This is a genomic window from Pseudomonas sp. LFS074, from assembly GCF_047978165.1.
Taxonomy (GTDB): domain Bacteria; phylum Pseudomonadota; class Gammaproteobacteria; order Pseudomonadales; family Pseudomonadaceae; genus Aquipseudomonas; species Aquipseudomonas putida_P.
The window spans coordinates 659,455-682,333 of record NZ_JBFPFV010000003.1 but is presented as its reverse complement, the minus strand read 5'-3'; the positions used below and the strand labels follow the sequence as shown (position 1 = coordinate 682,333).

22 protein-coding genes and 2 pseudogenes are annotated in these 22,879 nt (G+C 63.4%); 11 read left to right on the top strand and 13 right to left on the bottom strand.

What is annotated here, in order from left to right; all coding sequences use genetic code 11:
- The first annotated feature begins 24 nt into the window (after window positions 1–24).
- The 10 genes from ACNQP3_RS27125 (at window position 25) to ACNQP3_RS27080 (ending at window position 12,334) form a co-directional block, all read left to right on the top strand.
- Entirely contained in the window at window positions 25–1,428 is a 1,404-nt protein-coding gene (locus ACNQP3_RS27125) for an amino acid permease (RefSeq protein WP_012274587.1), read from the top strand.
- A 15-nt stretch (window positions 1,429–1,443) separates the two neighbouring features.
- Entirely contained in the window at window positions 1,444–2,649 is a 1,206-nt protein-coding gene (gene hutI, locus ACNQP3_RS27120; RefSeq protein ID WP_012274586.1) for an imidazolonepropionase, read from the top strand.
- A gap of 10 nt (window positions 2,650–2,659) precedes the next feature.
- On the top strand, window positions 2,660–3,463 hold the full coding sequence (hutG, locus tag ACNQP3_RS27115; protein WP_012274585.1) for an N-formylglutamate deformylase: 804 nt from the start codon (window positions 2,660–2,662) through the stop codon (window positions 3,461–3,463).
- 77 nt (window positions 3,464–3,540) lie between these two features.
- Window positions 3,541–4,512 carry a prolyl aminopeptidase gene (gene pip, locus ACNQP3_RS27110; protein ID WP_012274584.1) on the top strand — a complete coding sequence of 324 codons (972 nt, stop codon included), beginning with the start codon at window positions 3,541–3,543 and terminating at the stop codon, window positions 4,510–4,512.
- Complete coding sequence (gene dtd, locus ACNQP3_RS27105) at window positions 4,509–4,946, top strand: D-aminoacyl-tRNA deacylase (RefSeq protein WP_012274583.1); 438 nt, start codon at window positions 4,509–4,511, stop codon at window positions 4,944–4,946. Before pip ends, dtd begins: the two co-directional genes overlap by 4 nt.
- A 263-nt stretch (window positions 4,947–5,209) precedes the next feature.
- Complete coding sequence (locus ACNQP3_RS27100; protein WP_209976282.1) at window positions 5,210–6,949, top strand: glucan biosynthesis protein G; 1,740 nt, start codon at window positions 5,210–5,212, stop codon at window positions 6,947–6,949.
- Window positions 6,942–9,515, top strand: a complete 2,574-nt coding sequence (gene mdoH, locus ACNQP3_RS27095) for a glucans biosynthesis glucosyltransferase MdoH (protein WP_264316627.1) — start codon at window positions 6,942–6,944, stop codon at window positions 9,513–9,515. Before ACNQP3_RS27100 ends, mdoH begins: the two co-directional genes overlap by 8 nt.
- A 252-nt stretch (window positions 9,516–9,767) precedes the next feature.
- The gene (locus tag ACNQP3_RS27090; protein ID WP_025752328.1) at window positions 9,768–10,565 is read left to right on the top strand and encodes a transporter substrate-binding domain-containing protein; all 798 of its coding nucleotides are present in this window, start codon (window positions 9,768–9,770) and stop codon (window positions 10,563–10,565) included.
- Between the two features lie 79 nt (window positions 10,566–10,644).
- The gene (locus ACNQP3_RS27085; RefSeq protein ID WP_012274579.1) at window positions 10,645–11,607 is read left to right on the top strand and encodes an amino acid ABC transporter permease; all 963 of its coding nucleotides are present in this window, start codon (window positions 10,645–10,647) and stop codon (window positions 11,605–11,607) included.
- Complete coding sequence (locus ACNQP3_RS27080) at window positions 11,600–12,334, top strand: amino acid ABC transporter ATP-binding protein (RefSeq protein WP_003249271.1); 735 nt, start codon at window positions 11,600–11,602, stop codon at window positions 12,332–12,334. Before ACNQP3_RS27085 ends, ACNQP3_RS27080 begins: the two co-directional genes overlap by 8 nt.
- A 34-nt stretch (window positions 12,335–12,368) precedes the next feature.
- Here ACNQP3_RS27080 and ACNQP3_RS27075 read toward each other — a convergent pair whose 3' ends face one another.
- The 13 genes and pseudogenes from ACNQP3_RS27075 to ubiE form a co-directional block, all read right to left on the bottom strand.
- Window positions 12,369–13,082, bottom strand: coding sequence for a methyl-accepting chemotaxis protein (locus ACNQP3_RS27075; RefSeq protein ID WP_370739374.1), 714 nt, complete (start codon window positions 13,080–13,082; stop codon window positions 12,369–12,371).
- Window positions 13,083–13,223: 141 nt separating this feature from the next.
- Window positions 13,224–14,312 (bottom strand): annotated as a pseudogene (locus tag ACNQP3_RS27070) (methyl-accepting chemotaxis protein); the annotation flags it as partial.
- A 162-nt stretch (window positions 14,313–14,474) separates the two neighbouring features.
- The gene (locus ACNQP3_RS27065) at window positions 14,475–15,188 is read right to left on the bottom strand and encodes a methyl-accepting chemotaxis protein (protein WP_371321170.1); all 714 of its coding nucleotides are present in this window, start codon (window positions 15,186–15,188) and stop codon (window positions 14,475–14,477) included.
- Between the two features lie 141 nt (window positions 15,189–15,329).
- Window positions 15,330–16,274 (bottom strand): annotated as a pseudogene (locus tag ACNQP3_RS27060) (methyl-accepting chemotaxis protein); the annotation flags it as partial.
- Window positions 16,275–16,492: 218 nt separating this feature from the next.
- Entirely contained in the window at window positions 16,493–17,200 is a 708-nt protein-coding gene (locus tag ACNQP3_RS27055) for a 16S rRNA (uracil(1498)-N(3))-methyltransferase (protein ID WP_012274576.1), read from the bottom strand.
- A complete protein-coding gene (tatC, locus tag ACNQP3_RS27050; RefSeq protein WP_012274575.1) occupies window positions 17,197–17,985 on the bottom strand; it encodes a twin-arginine translocase subunit TatC in 789 nt (262 codons plus the stop codon). The genes ACNQP3_RS27055 and tatC overlap by 4 nt, the downstream gene beginning before the upstream one ends.
- Window positions 17,982–18,359, bottom strand: coding sequence for a Sec-independent protein translocase protein TatB (gene tatB / locus ACNQP3_RS27045; RefSeq protein WP_012274574.1), 378 nt, complete (start codon window positions 18,357–18,359; stop codon window positions 17,982–17,984). Before tatB ends, tatC begins: the two co-directional genes overlap by 4 nt.
- A 3-nt stretch (window positions 18,360–18,362) precedes the next feature.
- The gene (locus ACNQP3_RS27040) at window positions 18,363–18,635 is read right to left on the bottom strand and encodes a twin-arginine translocase TatA/TatE family subunit (protein ID WP_012274573.1); all 273 of its coding nucleotides are present in this window, start codon (window positions 18,633–18,635) and stop codon (window positions 18,363–18,365) included.
- A 25-nt stretch (window positions 18,636–18,660) separates the two neighbouring features.
- Window positions 18,661–18,996 (bottom strand): phosphoribosyl-ATP diphosphatase, encoded by a 336-nt coding sequence (locus ACNQP3_RS27035; RefSeq protein WP_012274572.1) that lies wholly within the window; start codon window positions 18,994–18,996, stop codon window positions 18,661–18,663.
- Between the two features lies 1 nt (window position 18,997).
- Window positions 18,998–19,390 (bottom strand): phosphoribosyl-AMP cyclohydrolase, encoded by a 393-nt coding sequence (gene hisI / locus ACNQP3_RS27030; protein WP_012274571.1) that lies wholly within the window; start codon window positions 19,388–19,390, stop codon window positions 18,998–19,000.
- Between the two features lie 72 nt (window positions 19,391–19,462).
- Window positions 19,463–21,085 carry a ubiquinone biosynthesis regulatory protein kinase UbiB gene (gene ubiB / locus ACNQP3_RS27025; RefSeq protein ID WP_264316625.1) on the bottom strand — a complete coding sequence of 541 codons (1,623 nt, stop codon included), beginning with the start codon at window positions 21,083–21,085 and terminating at the stop codon, window positions 19,463–19,465.
- Window positions 21,082–21,705, bottom strand: coding sequence for a ubiquinone biosynthesis accessory factor UbiJ (locus ACNQP3_RS27020; protein WP_012274569.1), 624 nt, complete (start codon window positions 21,703–21,705; stop codon window positions 21,082–21,084). The genes ubiB and ACNQP3_RS27020 overlap by 4 nt, the downstream gene beginning before the upstream one ends.
- Window positions 21,705–22,475, bottom strand: a complete 771-nt coding sequence (gene ubiE / locus ACNQP3_RS27015) for a bifunctional demethylmenaquinone methyltransferase/2-methoxy-6-polyprenyl-1,4-benzoquinol methylase UbiE (protein WP_012274568.1) — start codon at window positions 22,473–22,475, stop codon at window positions 21,705–21,707. The genes ACNQP3_RS27020 and ubiE overlap by 1 nt, the downstream gene beginning before the upstream one ends.
- A gap of 124 nt (window positions 22,476–22,599) precedes the next feature.
- Here ubiE and ACNQP3_RS27010 point away from each other — a divergent pair, with 124 nt between their 5' ends.
- Window positions 22,600–22,875, top strand: coding sequence for a polyhydroxyalkanoic acid system family protein (locus tag ACNQP3_RS27010; protein ID WP_012274567.1), 276 nt, complete (start codon window positions 22,600–22,602; stop codon window positions 22,873–22,875).
- Window positions 22,876–22,879 lie beyond the last annotated feature (4 nt).

Below are 22,879 nucleotides of genomic sequence, written 5' to 3'. Positions count from 1 at the left end.
ACAAAAACAATTTAAGGACGTGACATGCAACAAGCTCAAGGTCTCAAACGCGGGCTAAGTGCCCGCCACATCCGTTTCATGGCCCTCGGTTCCGCCATCGGCACCGGGCTGTTCTACGGTTCCGCCTCGGCCATCCAGATGGCCGGCCCGGCCGTGCTGCTGGCCTACCTGATCGGCGGCGCCGCCGTGTTCATGGTCATGCGCGCCCTCGGCGAAATGGCCGTGCACAACCCAGTGGCCGGTTCCTTCGGTCACTACGCCAGCACCTACCTCGGCCCCATGGCCGGCTTCATCCTCGGCTGGACCTACGCCTTCGAGATGGTCATCGTCGCCATCGCCGACGTCACCGCCTTCGGGATCTACATGGGCTTCTGGTTCCCGGAGGTCGCCCGCTGGATCTGGGTGCTGGGTATCGTCTTCATCATCGGCGGCCTCAACCTGTGCAACGTCAAGGTATTTGGCGAGATGGAGTTCTGGCTGTCGCTGCTCAAGGTCGGCGCCATCGTCGCGATGATCCTGGCCGGGCTCGGCATCATGGCCTTCGGTTTCAGCCAGGTGGGCACCGGGCATGCCGTGGGCATGAGCAACCTGTTCGACCACGGCGGCTTCATGCCTAACGGCATCGGCGGGCTGATTGCGTCGTTTGCCGTGGTGATGTTCGCTTTCGGCGGTATCGAGATCATCGGCGTCACCGCCGGTGAGGCCAAGGACCCGCAACGCGTCATCCCCAAAGCGATCAACGCGGTGCCCCTGCGCATCCTGCTGTTCTACGTGCTCACCCTGTTCGTGCTGATGTGCCTGTACCCCTGGCCGCAAATCGGCAGCCAGGGCAGCCCGTTCGTGCAGATCTTCAGCAACCTGGGGATTGGCTCGGCCGCCGCCGTGCTGAATGTCGTGGTGATTTCCGCCGCCATCTCGGCCATCAACAGCGACATCTTCGGCGCCGGCCGCATGATGTACGGCCTGGCCCATCAAGGCCATGCGCCACGCAGCTTCGGCAAGCTGTCGAAACATGGCGTGCCGTGGATGACCGTGGTGGTGATGGGCGCTGCATTGCTGATCGGCGTGCTGCTCAACTACCTGATCCCGGAAAACGTGTTCCTGCTGATTGCCTCGATCGCCACCTTCGCCACGGTGTGGGTGTGGCTGATGATCCTGCTTACCCAGGTGGCCATGCGCCGCAGCATGAGCCGTGAGGAAGTGGCCCAGCTCAAGTTCCCGGTACCGTTCTGGCCCTATGGCCCGGCCATGGCCATTGCGTTCATGGTGTTCATCTTTGGCGTGCTTGGCTACTTCCCGGACACCCAGGCGGCATTGATCGTCGGCGTGATCTGGGTGGTGTTCCTGGTGGCGTCCTACCTGCTGTGGTGCAAGCCGCGCGCAGGGCAGGGCCAGCCGGCAGTGGAACCGGCCGAGCTGCACCGCTAGTAAAGGAGATTGTGCATGAGAACCCTCTGGCAGCATTGCCATGTGGCAACCATGGCCGAAGGCCGATACTCGGCCATCGAAGACGCGGCCATCGTCACCAGCGCCGGGCTGATCGAATGGATCGGCCCACGCGCCGAGCTGGCACCGGTCGAGGCTGACCGCACGGTGGACCTGGGCGGCGCATGGGTCACCCCGGGGCTGATCGACTGCCACACCCACGCGGTGTTCGGTGGCAACCGCAGCGGTGAGTTCGAGCAGCGCCTGCAAGGCGTGAGCTATGCCGAAATCGCAGCGCAAGGCGGTGGTATCGCCAGCACCGTGCGGGCCACCCGCGCGGCCAGCGAAGACGAGCTGTTCGCCAGTGCTCGCCAGCGGGTCCAGGCGCTGATGCGCGATGGCGTGACCACGATCGAGATCAAGTCCGGCTACGGCCTGGACCTGGCCAACGAGCGCAAGATGCTGCGTGTGGCCCGGCGCTTGGCCGACGAGCTGCCGTTGGCGGTGCGTGCCACCTGCCTGGCGGCGCATGCCTTGCCGCCGGAGTACGCGGGCCGGGCCGACGATTACATCGCGCACATCTGTGACGAGATGCTGCCAGCCCTGGCCGCCGAAGGCCTGGTGGATGCGGTGGATGCCTTCTGCGAACACCTGGCGTTCTCCCCAGCCCAGGTCGAGCGGTTGTTCATCAAGGCGCGCGCGCTGGGCCTGCCGGTCAAACTGCACGCCGAACAGCTGTCGTCGTTGCATGGCTCCAGCCTGGCAGCACGCTACCAGGCACTGTCGGCCGACCACCTGGAGTTCATGACCGAGGAAGACGCCATTGCCATGGCAAAAGCCGGCACGGTCGCCGTGCTGCTGCCGGGCGCCTTCTACTTCCTGCGCGAAACCCAGTTGCCGCCCATGGACGCCTTGCGCCGCCACGGAGTGAAGATTGCCCTGGCCAGCGACCTCAACCCCGGCACTTCGCCAGGGCTGTCACTGCGCTTGATGCTGAACATGGGCTGTACCTGTTTCCGCATGACCCCGGAAGAAGCCTTGGCCGGCGTCACCGTGCATGCCGCCACTGCTTTGGGCCTGGGCGACAGCCACGGCTCGCTGGAGGTGGGCAAGGTGGCTGACTTCGTCGCCTGGCAAATCGAACGTCCCGCCGACCTGGCCTACTGGCTGGGTGGCGACCTGCCCAAGCGCGTGGTGCGCAAGGGCCACGAAATCTCCAACTGAGCGAGGCATGATGGACAAGGCACTGAGTTTTCACCAAGGCCGCCTGCCGCTGCTGATCAGCATGCCGCACGCCGGCCTGCGCCTGAGCGACGCCGTGCGCGACGGCCTGGTCGACCAGGCGCGCAGCTTGCCGGACACCGACTGGCACATCCCGCGGCTGTATGACTTTGCCCGTGACCTGGGTGCCAGCGTGGTGGCCGCGGAGTATTCGCGTTTCGTCATCGACCTGAATCGCCCGGATGACGACAAACCGCTGTACGCCGGCGCCACCACGGGCCTGTACCCGGCCACGTTGTTCGAAGGCGAGCCGCTGTTCAAGGATGGGCTGGTGCCGTCCGGCGAAGAACGTAAACGTTACCTGGAGCAAATCTGGCGCCCTTATCACGACACCCTTCGTCACGAGCTGGACCGGCTGCGCGAGCAGTTTGGCTATGCGCTGCTGTGGGATGCCCATTCGATCCGTTCGCATATCCCGCACCTGTTCGACGGCAAGTTGCCGGACTTCAACCTGGGCACTTTCAACGGTGCCAGTTGCGACCCGGCACTGGCTGAGCGGCTGCAGGCCGTGTGCGCCGAGGCGCAAGGTTACAGCCATGTGCTTAATGGCCGGTTCAAGGGCGGGCACATCACCCGGCATTATGGCGACCCGGCCAACCATATCCATGCGGTGCAGTTGGAGCTGGCGCAAAGCACGTACATGGAGGAAACCGAGCCGTTTGCCTACCGGGAAGACTTGGCGCAACCGACGCAAGTGGTATTGAAGCAGCTTTTGCAAGCGCTGCTGGCTTGGGGGGAAGCGCGTTACCCGCGTTGAGTGGAAGAGGCGGTGCTCAAAGCGCAATTCAGGTTTATGATGGCCCACGGCCGAATAATCCTCACACGGAGTGCGCAATGCAGACCCTCTACCCGCAGATCAAACCCTACGCCCGGCACGATCTGGCCGTGGAAGCGCCGCATGTGCTGTATGTCGACGAGAGCGGCTCGCCAGAAGGTCTGCCGGTGGTGTTCATCCACGGTGGGCCGGGCGCCGGTTGCGACGCCCAGAGCCGTTGCTACTTCGACCCAACGCTGTACCGCATCATCACCTTCGACCAGCGCGGCTGTGGCCGCTCCACGCCCCATGCGAGCCTGGAGAACAACACCACCTGGCACCTGGTCGAGGACCTGGAGCGCATTCGTGAGCACCTGGGTATCGACAAGTGGGTGCTCTTCGGCGGCTCGTGGGGCTCGACCCTGGCCCTGGCGTACGCCCAGGCCCACCCCGAGCGTGTGCATGGCCTGATCCTGCGCGGCATCTTCCTGTGCCGGCCACAGGAGATCGAATGGTTCTACCAGGAAGGCGCCAGCCGCATGTTCCCGGACTACTGGCAGGACTACATCGCACCGATTCCACCGGAAGAGCGTGGCGATCTGGTCAAGGCTTTCCACAAGCGCCTGACCGGCAACGACCAGATTGCCCAGATGCATGCGGCCAAGGCCTGGTCCACCTGGGAGGGCCGTACCGCCACCCTGCGTCCGAACCCGCTGGTCGTCGACCGGTTCTCCGAACCGCAGCGTGCGCTGTCGATCGCCCGTATCGAATGCCACTACTTCATGAACAATGCCTTCCTCGAGCCGGATCAGCTGATCCGCGACTTGCCGAAAATCGCCCATCTGCCGGCGGTGATCGTGCACGGCCGCTACGACGTGATCTGCCCGCTGGACAACGCCTGGGCCCTGCACCAGGCCTGGCCGAACAGCGAGTTGAAAGTGATCCGTGACGCCGGTCACGCGGCTTCGGAGCCTGGCATCACCGATGCCCTGGTACGTGCCGCCGACCAGATGGCCCGGCGCCTGCTCGACCTGCCCCTGGAAGAAGCATGAGGGGCCTGCTGCAGCGCGTGCGCGGTGCACGCGTCGAAGTAGCGGGGGAGGTGGTCGGCGCCATCGACCAGGGTCTGCTGGTACTGGTGGCGGTCGAGCCTGAAGATTCCCGTGAACAGGCCGATAAGCTGTTGCACAAGCTGTTGAACTACCGTGTGTTCAGCGACGAGCAAGGCAAGATGAACCTGTCGCTCAAGGATGTCGGGGGTGGCTTGTTGCTGGTGTCGCAGTTCACCTTGGCGGCCGACACGCGCAATGGCATGCGCCCAAGCTTCTCGACGGCAGCGCCACCGGCCCTCGGCGCCGAATTGTTCGACTATCTTTTGCAGCAGGCAAACGCTCAGCACGCCGACGTGGCCAGCGGCCGCTTCGGTGCGGATATGCAGGTGCACCTGGTCAATGATGGCCCCGTAACATTTATGTTACAAATGTGAGGTCAAAAAACCCTTTGTTTATAGGAAAACAAGGGGTTTTGTACGATAAATAGTTGTTCCAGCCTGATGCGTTGTCACGCGACCTGCTGGATAATCGCGCGCTGCATGGACCTGCGTTCGCAGGTTCGTTTCACTCTGACTCGAGCATTGTCTGGATCCGTTTGGGGAATCATTACGCCCTCACGGGGTCCGAACAGTGCTCGCCAACCCGGCATTTGTCGCTGGCCGTTGGTTTCATGATCTGTTTTCGGCGAGGGTTGCTCGTGATTGTTAGTCCCCAAAAAGCATCAAGAATCCCCGGCGTGCGTCTACGCAAGGCCCTGATGGCCAGTGTGGCACTGGTCGGCCTGATGAGCGCGGGCCAGCTGTGGGCATTCAATCTTGACGATGTTGCAGCCAAGGCAAAGGATCTGGCCGGCCAGAAGTACGACGCACCAAAAAGCAACCTGCCTGCGGTGTTCCGCGACATGAAGTTCGCGGACTACCAGAAAATCCATTTCCTGCAGGAAAAGGCCGAGTGGGCCAAGGACAAGACCCCGTTCAAACTGTCGTTCTATCACCAGGGCATGCACTTCGACACCCCGGTGAAAATCAACGAAGTCACCGCCTCCAAGGTCGAGGAAATCAAGTACGACCCGAGCCGCTTCGAGTTCGGTGACGTGCCGCACGACCCGGAAACCACCAAGAACCTTGGTTACGCCGGCTTCCGCGTGCTGTACCCGATCAACAAGGCCGACAAGCAGGACGAGATCATGACCCTGCTTGGCGCCAGCTATTTCCGCGTGGTCGGCAAGGGCCATGTGTACGGCCTGTCGGCCCGTGGCCTGGCCATCGACACTGCACTGCCATCGGGCGAAGAGTTCCCGCGCTTCACCGAGTTCTGGGTCGAGAAACCCAAGCCGGCCGACAAGCACCTGGTGATCTACGCCTTGCTGGACTCGCCGCGCTCCACCGGTGCCTACAAGCTGACCCTGCGCCCAGGCAACGATACCGTGGTCGACGTGCAGTCCCGCGTGTTCCTGCGTGACCAGGTCAGCCGCCTGGGCATTGCCCCGCTGACCAGCATGTACCTGTTCGGCCCCAACCAGCCGTCCAAAGTGCTCAACTACCGCCCGGCCCTGCACGACTCCGAAGGCCTGTCGATTCACGCCGGCAATGGCGAGTGGCTGTGGCGCCCGCTGAACAACCCGAAACACCTCGCGGTGAGCAACTTCAGCGTCGAGAACCCGCGTGGTTTCGGCTTGATGCAGCGTCAGCGTGCCTTCAGCGACTTCGAAGACCTCGACGACAACTACCAGAAGCGCCCAAGCGCCTGGATCGAGCCAAAGGGTGACTGGGGCAAGGGCACCGTCGACCTGGTCGAAATCCCGACTGCCGACGAAACCAACGACAACATCGTAGCTTTCTGGAGCCCGGAGAAGCTGCCAGAGCCAGGCAAGCCGATCGAGTACGCCTACCGCCTGCACTGGACCATCGACGAGGCGAAATTCCAGGCGCCTGATCTGGGCTCGGTCAAGCAGACCCTGCGCTCCACCGGTGACGTCAAGCAGTCCAACCTGATCCGCCAGCCAGACGGCAGCGTGGCCTTCCTGGTCGATTTCACAGGCCCCGCCTTGGCCGCCTTGCCGGAAGATACCGCCGTGCGCAGCCAGATCAGCGTTGACGACAACGCCGAGGTGGTCGAAAACAATCTGCGCTATAACCCTGAGACCAAGGGCTGGCGCCTGACCCTGCGTCTTAAGGTCAAGGAAGCCAACAAGTCGACCGAAATGCGTGCCGCGCTGGTGCGTGATGTGCCGGTCGAGCCCGCCAAGCCTGCCCAGGACGCCAAGCAGGACAAGGCCGCAGCCAAACATGCCAAGGCCGAGAAAGCCGTGAAGGCCGAGCAACCTGCCAAGGCCGAACAACCTGCCGCCGATGCGGCGCCCACCAACGGGGCCCCGGCCACCACCGAGAAGGTGCTGACCGAGACCTGGAGCTATCAGTTGCCTGCCGATGAGTAACTCAAACGCAAGGCCAGTATCGCTTGGCGAGTACCTGGCTCACCTGCCACTGAGTGACGAGCAACGGGCGGAACTCGCCAGTTGCTCGTCGTTCAGTGAGCTGCACCAACGTCTGGCGGCCGACCCGGCCGCCGGCCCTGCCGAGGCCGTACAGGCCTCGGTCGGTCCACGTTTGACCGTGGGCAGTGCTGCCGAGCTGGAAGATGCCGAAATGCTCGGTGTCGATGGCAGCGGCCGCCTGTGCCTGAAGATCGCCCCGCCGATCAAACGCACCAAGGTCGTGCCCGAGCCGTGGCGCACCAACGTGCTGATCCGCATGTGGCGGCGCATGACCGGCCGTCCCAACGCGCCGCAGCCACCCAAGCGCGAGCTGCCGCCGGCACGCTGGCGCACGGTTGGGTCGATCCGCCGTTACATCCTGCTGGCCCTGATGATCGGCCAGACCATCGTCGCCGGTTGGTACATGAAGGGCATCCTGCCGTACCAGGGCTGGTCGTTCGTCGACCTCGACGAAATCCTCAGCCAGTCGCTGTGGGACACCGTCGTGCAGGTGTGGCCGTATGCCTTGCAAACCTCCATCCTGATCCTCTTCGGCATCCTGTTCTGCTGGGTATCGGCGGGCTTCTGGACCGCACTGATGGGCTTCCTCGAGCTGCTCACCGGGCGCGACAAATACAAGATTTCGGGCAGTAGCGCCGGCAACGAGCCGATTGCACCCGAGGCGCGTACCGCGTTGGTGATGCCGATCTGCAACGAAGACGTGCCGCGTGTGTTCGCCGGCCTGCGCGCAACGTTCGAGTCGGTGGCCGCCAGCGGCAACCTCGACCGCTTCGACTTCTTCGTGCTCAGCGACACCAACGACACCGACATTGCCGTGGCCGAGCAACAGGCCTGGCTGGACGTGTGCCGCGAAACCAAAGGCTTTGGCCGCATCTTCTACCGCCGCCGTCGGCGCCGGGTGAAGCGCAAGAGCGGCAACCTCGACGACTTCTGCCGTCGCTGGGGTGGCGAGTACAAGTACATGGTCGTGCTCGACGCCGACAGCGTCATGAGCGGCGAGTGCCTGAGCAGCCTGGTGCGCCTGATGGAGGCCAACCCGGACGCCGGCATCATCCAGACCGGGCCAAAAGCCTCGGGCATGGACACCCTGTATGCACGCATGCAGCAGTTCGCCACCCGCGTGTACGGCCCGCTGTTCACCGCTGGCCTGCACTTCTGGCAGCTGGGCGAGTCGCACTACTGGGGCCACAACGCGATCATCCGCATGAAGCCGTTCATCGAGCACTGCGCCCTGGCGCCGTTGCCGGGTAAGGGCGCGTTCGCCGGTGCCATCCTTTCCCACGACTTCGTCGAAGCCGCGCTGATGCGCCGCGCCGGCTGGGGCGTGTGGATCGCCTACGACCTGCCGGGCAGCTACGAAGAACTGCCGCCGAACCTGCTCGACGAGCTCAAGCGCGACCGCCGTTGGTGCCACGGCAACCTGATGAACTTCCGCCTGTTCCTGGTCAAGGGCATGCACCCGGTACACCGTGCGGTGTTCCTCACCGGGGTCATGTCGTACCTGTCGGCACCGTTGTGGTTCCTGTTCCTGGTGCTGTCGACTGCGCTGCTGGCGACCAACACGCTGATGGAGCCGCAGTATTTCATCGAGCCGTACCAGCTTTACCCGCTGTGGCCGCAGTGGCACCCGGAAAAGGCCGTGGCGCTATTCTCCACCACGATCGTGCTGCTGTTCCTGCCCAAGCTGCTCAGTGTCATCCTGATCTGGGCCAAGGGCGCCGTCGAGTTCGGCGGGCGGATCAAGGTTACCTTGTCGATGCTGATGGAGATGCTGTTCTCCATGCTGCTGGCACCGGTACGCATGATCTTCCACACCCGCTTCGTGCTGGCCGCGTTCCTCGGCTGGGCCGCGACCTGGAACTCGCCGCAGCGTGACGACGACTCCACGCCGTGGAGCGAAGCGGTGCGTCGCCACGGTCCGCAAACCCTGCTGGGTATTGCCTGGGCCGCGCTGGTGGCGTGGTTGAACCCAAGCTTCCTGTGGTGGCTGGCGCCTATCGTCGGTTCGCTGGTGCTGTCGATCCCGGTGTCGGTAATTTCCAGCCGCACCCGCCTGGGCCTGGCGGCCAAGGACGAGAAGCTGTTCCTCATCCCCGAGGAATACGCCACCCCGCAAGAGCTGCTGGCTACCGACCAGTACACCCACGAAAACCGCTGGCATGCCCTGCATGATGGCTTCGTGCGGGCAGTGGTCGACCCGCGGCAGAACGCCCTGGCCTGCGCCATGGCCACTGCCCGTCACGGCCAGGCGGCGCCAATCGAGGCGCTGCGTGCCGAGCGCGTGGCCAAGGCGATTGAAGTCGGACCGAAAGGGCTGGACCTCAACACCCGCCTGGCCCTGCTCAGCGACCCGGTGGCACTGACGCGCCTGCACGAGCAGGTGTGGGCCGAGCACAATGCGGCGTGGATCGATGTGTGGCGTGCTTCCATCAAAAACGACCCGCACTCGCCGCTGTTGCCGTTGCATCCGGAGAGTGAAGGCCAACCAGTACTCGCCGGCGCCTGATAGATCTTGGGGCCGCTTTGCGGCCCATTCGCGACACAAGGCCGCTCCTACAGGGATATACATTCCTCTGTAGGAGCGGAAGCCCTCGCCAGCAATGTCCCTGCATAACCGATTTTGGCCAACAAAGTCCCCCCCAGCTCTAGGTCCCCGGGCCGCCATGCGTTAGCATCCCTCTCCGATACGACTCATCGGCCTGCACGGCCGTGCCAACAATAAGATTCGCTACTTTTCTTGCTAGGGGACTTGGTGATGATCAAGAAATACCTTTCGCGACTGTTGGTCGGTGTTACCGCCCTGGTCGCCGTGACAGCGGCCCAGGCGGGCGCCATCGATGACGCGGTCAAGCGCGGCACCTTGCGGGTGGGCATGGACCCGACCTACATGCCGTTCCAGATGACCAACAAGCGTGGCGAGATCATCGGCTTCGAAGTCGATATCCTCAAAGCCATGGCCAAGTCGATGGGCGTCAAGTTCGAGGCAGTGTCCACCGCCTATGACGGCATCATCCCGGCCCTGCTGACCGACAAGTTCGACATGATCGGCAGCGGCATGACCCTGACCCAGGAGCGCAACCTGCGCCTGAACTTCAGCGAACCCTTCATCGTGGTTGGTCAGACCCTGCTGATCCGCAAAGAGCTGGCTGGCGAGATCAAGTCGTACAAGGACCTGAACAACGAGAAGTACCGCCTGACGTCCAAGCTGGGCACCACCGGCGAAATGGTTTCCAAGAAGTTGATCGGCAAAGCCAAGTACCACGGCTACGACAACGAGCAGGAAGCGGTGATGGACGTGGTCAACGGCAAGGCCGATGCCTTCGTCTATGACGCCCCATACAACGTGGTTGCCGTGGAAAAAGCCGGCGCCGGCAAGCTGCTGTTCCTCGAAGAGCCCTTCACCTACGAGCCGCTGGCCTTCGGCCTGAAGAAAGGCGACTACGACAGCATCAACTTCATCAACAACTTCCTGCACCAGATCAAGCATGACGGGACCTACGATCGTATCCACGACAAGTGGTTCAAGAACAAGGACTGGCTGAAGGAAATGGAATAAGGCCCAGGCCAAAAGCCCGGCTTTATGACCCCGACGCGCAGGCAAACCCTGCGCGTTCGCATTTACGGAAGTACCCCACGTGATCAAACACAAGAAAGCCCAGTGGCCCTGGCACGGGCTGACCGCCCTGGTCCTGGTGGGCCTGGCGCTCAGCCTGTACATGGCCACTTCGATGATTTCCTACGAGTGGCGCTGGAACCGCGTACCGCAGTACTTTGCCTACAAGGCCGAGGAAACACAGCGCGCTGCCAATTACGGCACCGTGCAGGAAATCGTCATCTCCGGCGATAACGCTCGCGTCACGCTGAAGGATGAGAGTGGTGCCGAGCAAGTGCTCGATGTGGCCAAGGACAGCCTGCAGCTGAGCCGTGGCGACGATGTCGCCGAAGGCGACCCGATTGGTGTAACCCGGCATTGGGCAGCGGGCCCGCTGGCCTGGGGCCTTTGGACCACCTTGTGGATCTCGGTGGTGTCCGGGGCGCTGGGCCTGGTGATCGGCCTGTTCGCTGGCTTGTGCCGGTTGTCCAACAACCCCACCCTGCGCGACCTGTCGACCGTTTATGTCGAACTGGTGCGCGGCACGCCGCTGCTGGTGCAGATCTTCATCTTCTACTTCTTCATCGGCACTGTGCTCAACCTGTCCCGGGAATTTGCCGGGGTGGCGGCGCTGGCGCTGTTCACTGGCGCCTACGTGGCCGAAATTGTCCGTGCCGGCGTGCAGTCGATCGCCAAGGGCCAGAATGAAGCAGCTCGTTCCCTGGGCCTGAACGCTGGCCAGTCGATGCGCCACGTCATCTTGCCGCAGGCGTTCAAACGTGTGCTGCCACCGCTGGCCGGCCAGTTCATCAGCCTGGTCAAGGACACTTCGCTGGTGTCGGTAATCGCCATCACCGAGCTGACCAAGAGTGGCCGTGAGGCTATCACCACCTCGTTCTCTACCTTCGAAATCTGGTTCTGCGTGGCAGGCCTGTACCTGCTGATCAACCTGCCGCTGTCGCACATTGCCAGTCGGCTCGAGCGGAGGCTTGCGCAAAGTGATTGAAGTCCGTGACCTGCTGAAAGTCTTCGACACCCGTGGCCAGGTGGTACGGGCTGTGGATAACGTCACCACCCAGGTCGCCAAGGGCGAAGTGGTGGTGGTGCTCGGCCCATCGGGTTCGGGCAAATCGACCTTCCTGCGCTGCCTCAACGGCCTGGAGCATTTCGACCAGGGCCATGTGGCCATCGACGGTCTGCAGCTGGCCGACCCCAAGACCGACATCAACGCCTACCGCCGCGAAGTCGGCATGGTGTTCCAGCACTTCAACCTGTTCCCGCACATGACCGTGCTGGAAAACCTGTGCCTGGCGCAGAAGGTGGTGCGCAAGCGCAACAAGGCTGACCGCGAAGCCAAGGCCCGGGCGCTGCTGGAAAAGGTCGGCATTGCGCAAAAGGCCAACGAGTTCCCGTCTCGGCTTTCTGGCGGGCAGCAGCAGCGCGTAGCGATTGCCCGAGCGCTGGCGATGGACCCGAAAGTGATGCTGTTCGACGAACCAACCTCGGCGCTCGACCCGGAAATGGTCGGCGAGGTACTGGACGTGATGAAGACCTTGGCCCAGGAAGGCATGACCATGGTCTGCGTCACCCACGAAATGGGCTTTGCCCGCGAAGTGGCCGACCGTGTGCTGTTCTTCGATCATGGCAAGCTGCTGGAGGATTCGGCCCCGGCCGCGTTCTTCGCCGCCCCGAAAGACCCGCGTGCGCAGGCCTTCCTGCGCCAGGTGCTGTAACCGCATGGGGGGCGCTTTGCGCCCCCCAGCAATTTCAGATGTTGAACCGCCCCACCATCCCCCGCAACTGCTGCCCCAGCTGCTCCAGCTCCCCGCTCGAAGCCGCCGTCTGTTCACTGGCCGCACTGGTCTGATCCGACACATCCCGCACGTTGATCACACTGCGGTTGATCTGCTCGGCCACCACGCTCTGTTCTTCACTGGCCGTGGCGATTTGCTGGTTCATGCCCTGAATGCTCGACACCGTATCGGTTATCTGGCCCAACGCCTGCCCGGCCTTGCGGCTCAGCTCCACGCTTTGCTCGGTCAGGCTCTTGCTGCTGTCCAGCAGGCGGGTCACTTCGTCGGTACCGTTGTGCAGGCTGTCGATCAACTGGCCAATCTCCTCGGTCGCCGTCGAGGTGCGCTGGGCCAGGCCCCGCACTTCATCGGCCACCACGGCAAAGCCACGCCCGGCTTCTCCCGCCCGTGCAGCTTCGATCGCCGCGTTCAGGGCCAGCAGGTTGGTCTGTTCGGATACCGACTTGATCACGTCGAGGATGCTGCCAATGCGCTGGCTCTCGCCCGCCAGGTGTTGCATGGCCGCCAGGCAATGGTCCATCTGCCCGGCCAGTTGTTCGATACGGCCGATGGCCTCTGCCACCACTCGGTCGCCCAGTTGTGCCTGCTGGTCGGCGTTGCTCGCGGCCAGCGAGGCCTGCTCGGCGTTCTGTGCCACTTCCTGCACGGTGGCGCTCATCTGGTTCATGGCGGTGGCCACTTGGTCGGTCTCTTCGCGCTGTTGGTTGATGCGCAGCTTGGTGTCCTCGCTACTGGCCGCCAACTGAGTGGCGGCCTGTGACAGTTGGCCGACACCCTGGTCGATGCCACCGATCAGTTCGCGCAGGCTCAAGGTCATCTGGCGCATGCTGGTTTGCAGCTGGCCCATTTCGTCGCGGCGGTGCACTGCGTCAACCTGGCTCAGGTCACCCTTGGCGATACGCGCGGCCACGGCGAGTGTCTGGCGCAACGGTTGGGTGATCTGCACGGTGATCAGCCAGGCGGCCAATACCCCTACCACCAGTGCCATCAGCGCAACGCTGGTCAGCAGCGAGCGGGCGGCCAGGGCCTCACTGTCGCGTTGTTCGACCTTGCGTTTGCCCAGTTCGAGGCTCGTCGCGCGCAGCTCGGTGCCCATGATGTCCAGGTTGTTCTGCAACTGCTCGACACGTACGGCGGCGTGGCGGTACTGCTCAAGGCTGGCGCGGTACTTGGCCAGCTCGACACCAGGCTGCTCGCTGACTGCGCGTGGCAAGCCCAGCGGCGCGAGGCCTGCAAGCAGTTGCCCGAGGCTACTGTTGGCGGCATCCAGGGCGTTGTCGCCGACTTTGGCGAAATCCTCGACCGGATCGAAGGTATAGGCCGGCACCAGGCTTTGCTGGTTGGCCCCGTCGACATGCCGGGTGAGGGTGTCCATCAGCCCCAGTACACCGTTTTGCTGGCTGTCTGCAGGCATCTTCAGTAAAGCCTGGGTTTGCAGTTCGTCGATCGCCTCGTTGAGTTTCTGCTCCTGTATCTGCATGGCCTTACGCAAGCCAGTACGCTTGGCGACGTATTGCTGCAGTTCGCTGAAGTCGCTGCGCATGCGCTGCAACAATGCCAGGTCTTTAGCCAGCAACTGCCGTGATTCATCGATGCTGCTGCGATGCTGCAACGTGGTCAGGAGGTTTTCGAGCTGGTCGAAGATGCCGGTCATGCGCGTCTTGCTGGTGTCGTCGCTGAGCACGCGGTAGGTGATGCGTTCTGCGCGCAGGTCTTTGCCCAGGTCGTTGATCAGGTTTATTTCGCCGAGCTGCTGCGAGCGCACGATCGCGCCATCCAGGGCGCGCCAGCCACTGAGTGTGGTGGCCAGGGTGAGTAACAGGACCACGGCGAAGCCGAGGGCCAGCTTGGCAGCGACACTGATGTTGCCGAGCTTGCGGTTGAGGTAGCCGAGCATGGGGAATCTCCGAGCGATTGGGAAAATGCATGCAGGCGTATTGCCGGCATCACATCCCTGCCAATCGGCAGCGGAGTTGTAGGACTTGACCTGATAATCAGGTAGGAAATTTCACTGCTGCATGTAGGATGGTTCGCCTGTATAGGCGAACCACCTCTCAGCTCAGAGCTTGAACCGCCCCACCAACCCCTGCAGGTGGGTCCCCAGCCGCGCCAGCTCAACGCTGGAGCTGGCCGTCTCTTCGCTGGCCGCCGAGGTCTGGTCAGAAATATCCCGCACATTCATCACGCTGCGGTTGATCTCCTCGGCCACGGCTGTCTGTTCTTCTGCCGCCGTGGCAATCTGCTGGTTCATCGCCTGAATCGACGACACGGTACGGGTGATGGTTTCCAGCGAGCTGCCGGCGCGGCGGGTCAGCTCGACGCTGCTGTCGGTCAGTTGGCGGCTGTTGTCCATCACGCTGGCCACCCGTTGGGTGCCGCTTTGCAGGCCGGCAATCAGCTCTTCGATCTCTTCAGTCGACTGCTGGGTGCGTTGGGCCAGGCTGCGCACTTCGTCGGCCACCACGGCAAAGCCACGCCCGGCCTCACCGGCGCGGGCGGCTTCGATCGCCGCGTTGAGGGCCAGCAGGTTGGTTTGCTGGGCCACCGACTTGATCACGTCGAGCACGCTGCCGATCTTGTCGCTTTCGGCCTTGAGCTGGTTCATCGCTTCGCTGGAGTTGATCACTTCGCCCGCCAGGCGCTCGATCTGCGCCACCGCTTCGCCCACCACCCGGTCGCCTTCGCGGGCCTGCTGGTCGGCCATCAAGGCGGCTTCCGAGGCCTGTTCGGCATTGCGCGCCACTTCGTGCACGGTGGCCGTCATCTGGTTCATGGCAGTCGCCACTTGGTCGGTTTCGACCTTCTGGTTGTTGACCCCGGCGCTGGTCTGCTCGGTGACGGCCGACAGCTGCTCGGCAGCGCTGGCGATCTGCGTGACGCCGTCGCCAATGCCGCCGATCAGTTCCCGCAAGCCTTGGGTCATGCGCTGCATGCTGGCCTGCAACTGGCCCAGTTCGTCGCGACGTTGCACTTGCAGGTTCTGGGTCAGGTCGCCACTGGCCACGCGCTCGGCGGCGCGCAAGGTTTGGCGCAGGGGGATGATGATCTGCCGGGTAATGGCCCAGGCGGCCAGCAGGCCGAGGGCTAGGGCCAGCACCGTGGCCACGGCGAGCAGGGTCTTGGCCTGGGCTGCGCCTGCGTCACGTACCTCGGTCTGCGATGTGGTCATCGCCTGGCTGGTCTGCAGCAGCAGCGTACCTTGCTCGGCCATGTGCTGCAGGGCCTGCTCGCTGGCGGCCTGGGCATTGCCGAACTGGGTGACCGCATCGCGGTAGCCGCCCATGGCAGTGGCAGCATCGTCGAGGCCGGCGGCATGTTCGGCCGACACTTTGGCCGGCAATGCGCGCAGCTCGGCCAGGGCCTGGTCGATGGCCTTCAGCGCCGTTTGCTGGAACTCGGCATTGCCGCTGTAGGTGTAGCCACGCACCTGGAAGCGGGCTTGCTGGAGCAGGGCGCTCACCTCCACAGCGTGCTGGTACTGGTTGATATCGCCACCTTGCAGCAGGCCCCGCTGCACGCGGCCGATCAGCTCTGCGGCCTTGTCGGCGCTGTCGCCAAGCACACTACGGCTGGCCTCGCGGCGCTGGCCGGCCTGCTTCAGCTCGTTGAATGCCTGCTGGTAGATGCGCACAGCCTCACGCTGCTGCTCCAGGCGCTGGCGGTCGGCGGGGTGTTCGATCTGCCCGAGCATCAGCTGCACCTGGCGGTCGAGGTTGGCCAGGGCTTTTTCCAGCTCGGCCACCGACGCATCATCACTGCGGCGCTCGTAATGCTGGCGGGCAATGCGCAGTTCCTGGGTGTACTGCTGGATGACCGAGATGTTACCCAGCTTGTCGCCACGGTCGATGATGCTGTCCATGCCGTGCCAGCCGGCCAGGGTAATGGCCAAGGTCAACAGCAGCACCAGGCCGAAGCCCAGCCCCAATTTGCGATTGACGCTCACATTGCCCAGCGATTGGGCTAACCATTGATACATGTACGACTCCCCGGCGGCTTGGCAGCACAAATAGTTGTTGTGTTGCCAAGGCCATCGGCCCCGGGGAGGGAAACTTGATGGGTGAAAAAGGGGCGTTTACGTCAGAAAATACGCGAAAGCAGCGCGGTGACGGCGGTCTCTACCCGTAGGATGCGATCACCCAGTTGCACCGGTGCCAGCCCAGCCTTGCCCAGCAGCTCGATTTCGTAGGGGATCCAGCCGCCCTCGGGGCCAATGGCCAGGGTTACGGCTTGCTCCACGGCACGCGGGCAGGCGGGGTAGGGGCCGGGGTGGCCGACCAGGCCCAGGGTGCCAGTGGCGATGGCGGGTAGCCGATCTTCGACGAAAGGCTTGAAACGTTTCTCGATGATCACCTCGGGCAGCACCGTGTCCCGCGCCTGTTCCAGGCCGAGGATCAGGTTTTCGCGAATGCTCTCGGGCTGCAGGAAAGGCGTTTGCCAGAAGCTTTTCTCGACCTTGTAGCTGTTTACCAGGATCAGCCGTGATACGCCGAGGGTGGCCACGGTCTGGAACAGCCGCCGCAGCATTTTGGGCCGCGGCACCGCCAATATGAGGGTTAATGGCAGCTTGGCCGGTGGTGGCTGGTCGAAGGCTACTTCAAGTTCGGCTTCGTGCTTTTCCAGGCGCAGCACCGTGGCTTTGCCCATCAGGCCGTTGATGCGGCCCACGCGCAGGTTGTCACCCACCGCCACGCGATGGATTTCCTGCATGTGAATGAAGCGTCGGTCGGCGAGAACGACGCGGTCGGCCGAGACGAAGTCGGCCTCTTCAAGAAGCAACAGGTTCACGGTTGGGTCGCAGGTGGCTGGTCGTTGTGGTCGTTGGCTTCTTCGTCGTGGGCACTACGCTTGCGGATCAGGCTGCCGCACAGCACACCGACCTCGAACAGCAGCCACATGGGCACGGCCAGCAAAGTCTGGGAGAAGATGTCCGGCGGGGTGAGGACCATGCCGACCACGAAACAGCCGATGATCACGTAGGGGCGGATCTTCTTCAGGTACTTCACGTCGACCACGCCGATCCACACCAGCAGCACCACCGCCACCGGGATTTCGAAGGCAACGCCAAAGGCGAAGAACAGCGTCATCACGAAGTCGAGGTAGTTGGCGATGTCGGTCATCATTGCCACGCCTGCCGGGGTGGCGGCGGCAAAGAACTTGAACATCAGCGGGAACACCAGGAAATAGGCAAAGGCCATACCGGCGTAGAACAACAGAATGCTCGACACCAGCAGTGGAATGGCAATGCGTTTTTCATGGCGGTACAGCCCTGGCGCGATAAAGCCCCAGATCTGCTGGAGAATGAACGGGATGGCCAGGAACAGCGACACGATCATGGTCAGCTTGAACGGCGTGAGGAACGGCGAGGCCACGTCGGTGGCGATCATCGTCGCGTTGGCCGGCAAATGGTCGCGCAGAGGCGCCGAGACCAGGGTGTAGATCTGCTGGGCGAAGGAGAACAGCCCGGCAAAGATCAGGAAAATGACGGCAACGCAGCGCAGCAGGCGGGTGCGCAGTTCGGTCAGGTGCGAAACCAGCGGCATAGGCTGGTCGTGTTCCGGATTCTCGCTCATGGGGCTCGCGGCGGTTGAGGCGGTTCAGAAGGTGCGACCGGGGCGGCAGGTGCTTCGACCGGCCTGGCTTCGAGCCCGGCAGGCGGCTGCACGCTGGCCGTGGTTACCGGCGGCTGCGCGGGTGGCGTCAGCGGGTTGAGGATGCGCTTGGCTTCCTCTTCCATCTGCAGGATGTGCTCGTTGTGCAGCTGCCGGCGGATGTCGTCAGCGCCGATCTCGCGCTCCACTTCCATCTTGATGCTGTTGAAGCTGCGCTTGAGCCGGCCGATCCACAGCCCTGCCGTGCGTGCGGCACCCGGCAAGCGCTCGGGGCCGAGCACCAGCAGGGCGACCAGGCCTACGAGCAGCAGCTCGCTGAAACTGATGCCGAACATGGGTCAGTCTTTCCGCTGCGGCTCTTGGACCGGTTGGGCCTGGCCATCGATGGTGTGGCCTTGCTGCGGCTGCGCGGTGTTTTGCACCGGTGGCACGGGCTGGGCAGGCGGCGGCGTTTGCTCGGCTGGCTTGGTCTCTTCTTCGTTCATGGCCTTGCGGAAGCCCTTGATCGATTCGCCCAGGTCGCTGCCGAAGTTTTTCAGCTTCTTGGTGCCGAACACCAGGACCACGACGACCAACAGGACGATCCAGTGTTTCCAGTCAAAAATACCCATGGTGCTCTCCTAGAATGCTTTGTGCTCAAGCCGAGGGCTGACGCGCGGCCTTTTCATCGTGCCCGGAAAGCCCGAAACGGCGCTCCAGCTCATCGAGTACGGCTTGTGGATGCTGGCCCAGTGCGCTGAGCATCACCAGGCTATGAAACCACAGGTCGGCGGTTTCGTAGATGACATCGCTGTAATCCTTGCTGTGCTCGGCATCCTTGGCAGCAATGATCGTTTCGACCGACTCTTCGCCGAGCTTTTCGAGAATCTTGTTCAGGCCCTTGTGGTACAGGCTGGCCACATAGGAGCTGTCAGGCGCCGCGTGCTTGCGTTCTTCAAGCACTTCGGCCAGGCGGTTGAGGGTGTCGCTCATGTCAGTGTCCTGCGCTGTAGATGGCATCCGGGTCCTTCAGGACCGGGTCGACGATTTTCCACTGGCCGTCTTCATACACGCGGTAGAAGCAGCTTTCACGGCCGGTATGGCAGGCGATATGGCCCAGTTGCTCGACCATCAGGATGATCACGTCGGCGTCGCAGTCCAGGCGCAGCTCATGCAGCTTTTGCACGTGCCCGGATTCCTCGCCTTTGCGCCACAGCTTGCCGCGCGAACGCGACCAGTAGATGGCGCGTTGCTCGGTGGCGGTCAGGGCCAGCGATTCACGGTTCATCCAAGCCATCATCAGCACGCGTCCGGTCTTGTGGTCCTGGGCGATCGCCGGTACCAGGCCATCGCTGTTCCACTTGATCTCGTCCAGCCAGTCTTTCATCGTCGACTCCAAAGCGGGCCCGCTCCTGTACCGGGCCCTTTGCGCTAGTGTGCCAGCCACGGGCGCGGCTGGCTATTGGCGCACGATCAGGTAAAGGCCGGCGGCCAGCATCAGCCAGGCCGGCCAGGCAGCAGGGCCGGCCAGGCTCGCGGCCTCGGCGGCGCCTGCGGCCAATACCGCACCACCGCCGAGCAGGCCGGCACCCAGCAGGCGCAGTGCCCAGCGGTCACCCTGGCGGCGACGCTCCGGCAGTTGCGGGTCGTTCAGGTGCGGCTGCGACAGGCGTTCGAGCAGGTCGCGGGCCATGTTGGCCAGGTGCGGCAACTGCTCGACCTGCCCATGAATGTTGCCGAACACGGCCTTTGGGCTGTAGCGATCGCGCATCCAGCGTTCAAGGAACGGTTTGGCGGTGCTCCACAGGTCCAGGTCAGGGTACAGCTGGCGGCCCAGCCCTTCGATGTTGAGCAGGGTCTTCTGCAGCAGTACCAGCTGCGGTTGTACTTCCATGTTGAAGCGCCGCGCGGTCTGGAACAGGCGCATCAGCACCTGGCCGAAGGAAATATCCTTTAACGGTTTTTCGAAGATCGGCTCGCACACGGTGCGGATCGCCGCTTCGAACTCGTTGACCTTGGTGTGCGCCGGCACCCAGCCCGAATCGATGTGCAACTGGGCGACGCGGCGGTAATCACGCTTGAAGAAGGCAATCAGGTTGCGCGCCAGGTAGTCCTGGTCCTCGGCGGTCAGGCTGCCGACGATGCCGCAGTCGATGGCGATGTACTGCGGGCTCCACGGTTTGACCGTGCTGACGAAGATGTTGCCGGGGTGCATGTCGGCGTGGAAGAAGCTGTCGCGGAACACCTGGGTGAAGAACACCTCCACGCCACGCTCGGCCAGCAGCTTCATGTCGGTGCGCTGGTCGGCCAGGGTGACCATGTCGGTTACCGGTACGCCGTAGATGCGCTCCATTACCAGCACCTTGGGGCGGCACAGGTCCCAGTACACCTGGGGCACGTACATCAGCTCGGAGCCTTCGAAGTTGCGTCGCAGCTGGCTGGCGTTGGCCGCCTCGCGCAGCAGGTCGAGTTCGTCGTAGATGGTCTTTTCGTAGTCGCCGACGATTTCCACCGGGTGCAGGCGACGGGCATCGGCCGAGGCTCGCTCGGCGGCCTTGGCGATCAGGAACAGCCAGGCCAAGTCCTGGGCGATGACCGGCTTCAGGCCCGGGCGTACCACCTTGACCACCACCTCTTCACCGGTTTTCAGGCGGGCGGCATGTACCTGGGCCACCGAGGCCGAGGCCAGTGGCTCGACGTCAAAGCGGCTGAACACCTCGCCGACTTTTGCACCGAGCTGTTCCTCGATCAACGCCACGGCTTTTTGCGGGTCGAACGGTGGCACACGGTCCTGCAGCAGCATCAACTCGTCGGCGATGTCGGTGGGCAGCAGGTCGCGGCGGGTGGACAGCAGTTGGCCGAACTTGATGAAGATCGGCCCCAGGTCCTGCAGCGCCAGGCGCAGGCGCGCGCCACGGCTGAGTTCGGTGGGCTTGCGGGGCAGCCAGCGCCACGGCATCAGCAGGCGCAGGCTGGCCAGCCACCAAGGCAGCAGTGGCTGTTCGAACAACAGGTCATCGAGACGGTAGCGGATCACCACACGCTGGATGCGAAAAAGACGGCGGACGGCGAGCAGCTTCATGCGTTATCGCTGGTATCAAGGGATCGGGAGAGGCGCTTGAGGCGCGCCTCGAGGCGTTCTGTATCGAGCTTCAGGGCATCGAGTTCGCTGAAGGCGGCTTCGGCTTCGCGCTTGCCGACCAGGGTGCGGGACTCTTCGGCCAGGTACTCGGACAGGTTCTGGCTGAAACGTGCCAGGCCTTGGCGGGTCCAGCGTGCACGCAGGCGGATATGGCCGGCCAGCATGGCCGTGGCGACGGGGCCGAGCCAGCGTTGCAGCTCGTGCTCCCAGTCCAGCTCCAGGTCCTGCAGCACGCCGAACAGGTCGAGCAGTACGGCACTGTCGCCATGCAGCTCGACCTGCGGGCTGTGCAGCACAGCGGTCTTGTCCCTGGCCAGGGCCAGCTGCGCCAGGCTGCCAGCCGGGGCACGCAGGCTGCAGTCGACTTCGCCCTCCCAGTGGGCGGCGAGCATCAGGCCGTCTTCATCGGGCAGGATGAACACCTGCAGGGCCGGTTGGCGGCAGTCGATCTCGATGACCTTGCCTTCCAGCGCGGCCAGGCGCGGCAGGGCCGTGCTGTCCATGCGCAGGACGCGGTTCAGGCCATGTTCGACGCTGGCGAGCAGCCCGGCCAGCAGCATCAGGGCTTGATCCCCCGGTGTACGGCAACGATACCGCTGGTCATGTTGTGGTAGGTGACGCGGTCGAAGCCGGCCTCGACCATCATGCTCTTGAGGGTTTCCTGGTCCGGGTGCATGCGGATCGACTCGGCGAGGTAACGGTAGCTCTCGGCGTCATTGGTGATCAGCTTGCCGGCCAGCGGCATGAAGGCGAACGAGTAAGCGTCGTAGGCCCTGGACATCAGCTTGTTGGTCGGCTTGGAGAACTCCAGGATCAACAGGCGGCCACCGGGCTTGAGCACGCGCAGCATCGAACGGATGGCTTCGTCTTTGTGGGTGACGTTGCGCAGGCCGAAGGCGATGGTCACGCAGTCGAAGTGGTTGTCCGGGAACGGCAGCTTTTCGGCGTCGGCCTGGACGAACTCGATGTTGCCGGCCACACCACGGTCAAGCAGGCGGTCACGGCCAACCTTGAGCATCGAATCGTTGATGTCGGCCAGTACCACTTGCCCGGTCGGGCCTACCAGGCGCGAGAACTTGGCCGCCAGGTCACCGGTGCCGCCGGCAATGTCCAGTACGCGGTTGCCGCTGCGCACACCCGACAGCTCGATGGTAAAGCGCTTCCACAGCCGGTGCATGCCGCCGGACAGCACGTCGTTCATCAGGTCGTACTTGGCGGCTACCGAGTGGAACACTTCGGCGACTTTCTTCGCCTTCTGGCTTTCAGGCACGTCCTGGTAGCCAAAATGAGTGGTGGGTTCGGCGTGGTCGCCTTTGCGCTGGTCGTTCATATCGCTTCACCGAAAAAAATTACCGCCATTCTAGGGCGAACGGGCGGATTTGTCTTGGCGGGGTGTGCCAGTGGGCAGGGGCGGGCATAATGCCAATTATGTCTACATCTTCAGGAATGCCCGCATGACCCAGATCAGCGTCGAACGCAAACACTCCCTCGGCCGCGATGCCGCCCGCGCCAAGGCCGAAGCGCTGGTCGACAAGCTCAGCCGCGAATATGACCTCAAGGCCACCTGGAACGGTGACCGGGTCGATGTGGCCCGCAGCGGCGCCAATGGCAGTGTGCACATCTTTGATGACAGCATCCGCGTGGAACTGAAGCTGGGCATGATGCTGTCGATGATGAGCGCCACCATCAAGGGTGAGATCGAGCGGGCGCTGGACAAGGCGCTGGCCTGACGCC

Coding starts and splice junctions, on each gene's coding strand:
- ACNQP3_RS27125 (WP_012274587.1), top strand. CDS start 25: ATGCAACAAGCTCAAGGTCTCAAACGCGGGCTAAGTGCCCGCCACATC.
- hutI (WP_012274586.1), top strand. CDS start 1,444: ATGAGAACCCTCTGGCAGCATTGCCATGTGGCAACCATGGCCGAAGGC.
- hutG (WP_012274585.1), top strand. CDS start 2,660: ATGGACAAGGCACTGAGTTTTCACCAAGGCCGCCTGCCGCTGCTGATC.
- pip (WP_012274584.1), top strand. CDS start 3,541: ATGCAGACCCTCTACCCGCAGATCAAACCCTACGCCCGGCACGATCTG.
- dtd (WP_012274583.1), top strand. CDS start 4,509: ATGAGGGGCCTGCTGCAGCGCGTGCGCGGTGCACGCGTCGAAGTAGCG.
- mdoH (WP_264316627.1), top strand. CDS start 6,942: ATGAGTAACTCAAACGCAAGGCCAGTATCGCTTGGCGAGTACCTGGCT.
- ACNQP3_RS27075 (WP_370739374.1), bottom strand. CDS start 13,082: ATGAACCAGATGAGCGCCACCGTGCAGGAAGTGGCACAGAACGCCGAG.
- ACNQP3_RS27065 (WP_371321170.1), bottom strand. CDS start 15,188: ATGAACCAGATGACGGCCACCGTGCACGAAGTGGCGCGCAATGCCGAA.
- tatC (WP_012274575.1), bottom strand. CDS start 17,985: ATGAGCGAGAATCCGGAACACGACCAGCCTATGCCGCTGGTTTCGCAC.
- tatB (WP_012274574.1), bottom strand. CDS start 18,359: ATGTTCGGCATCAGTTTCAGCGAGCTGCTGCTCGTAGGCCTGGTCGCC.
- ACNQP3_RS27040 (WP_012274573.1), bottom strand. CDS start 18,635: ATGGGTATTTTTGACTGGAAACACTGGATCGTCCTGTTGGTCGTCGTG.
- ACNQP3_RS27035 (WP_012274572.1), bottom strand. CDS start 18,996: ATGAGCGACACCCTCAACCGCCTGGCCGAAGTGCTTGAAGAACGCAAG.
- hisI (WP_012274571.1), bottom strand. CDS start 19,390: ATGAAAGACTGGCTGGACGAGATCAAGTGGAACAGCGATGGCCTGGTA.
- ubiB (WP_264316625.1), bottom strand. CDS start 21,085: ATGAAGCTGCTCGCCGTCCGCCGTCTTTTTCGCATCCAGCGTGTGGTG.
- ACNQP3_RS27020 (WP_012274569.1), bottom strand. CDS start 21,705: ATGCTGCTGGCCGGGCTGCTCGCCAGCGTCGAACATGGCCTGAACCGC.
- ubiE (WP_012274568.1), bottom strand. CDS start 22,475: ATGAACGACCAGCGCAAAGGCGACCACGCCGAACCCACCACTCATTTT.
- ACNQP3_RS27010 (WP_012274567.1), top strand. CDS start 22,600: ATGACCCAGATCAGCGTCGAACGCAAACACTCCCTCGGCCGCGATGCC.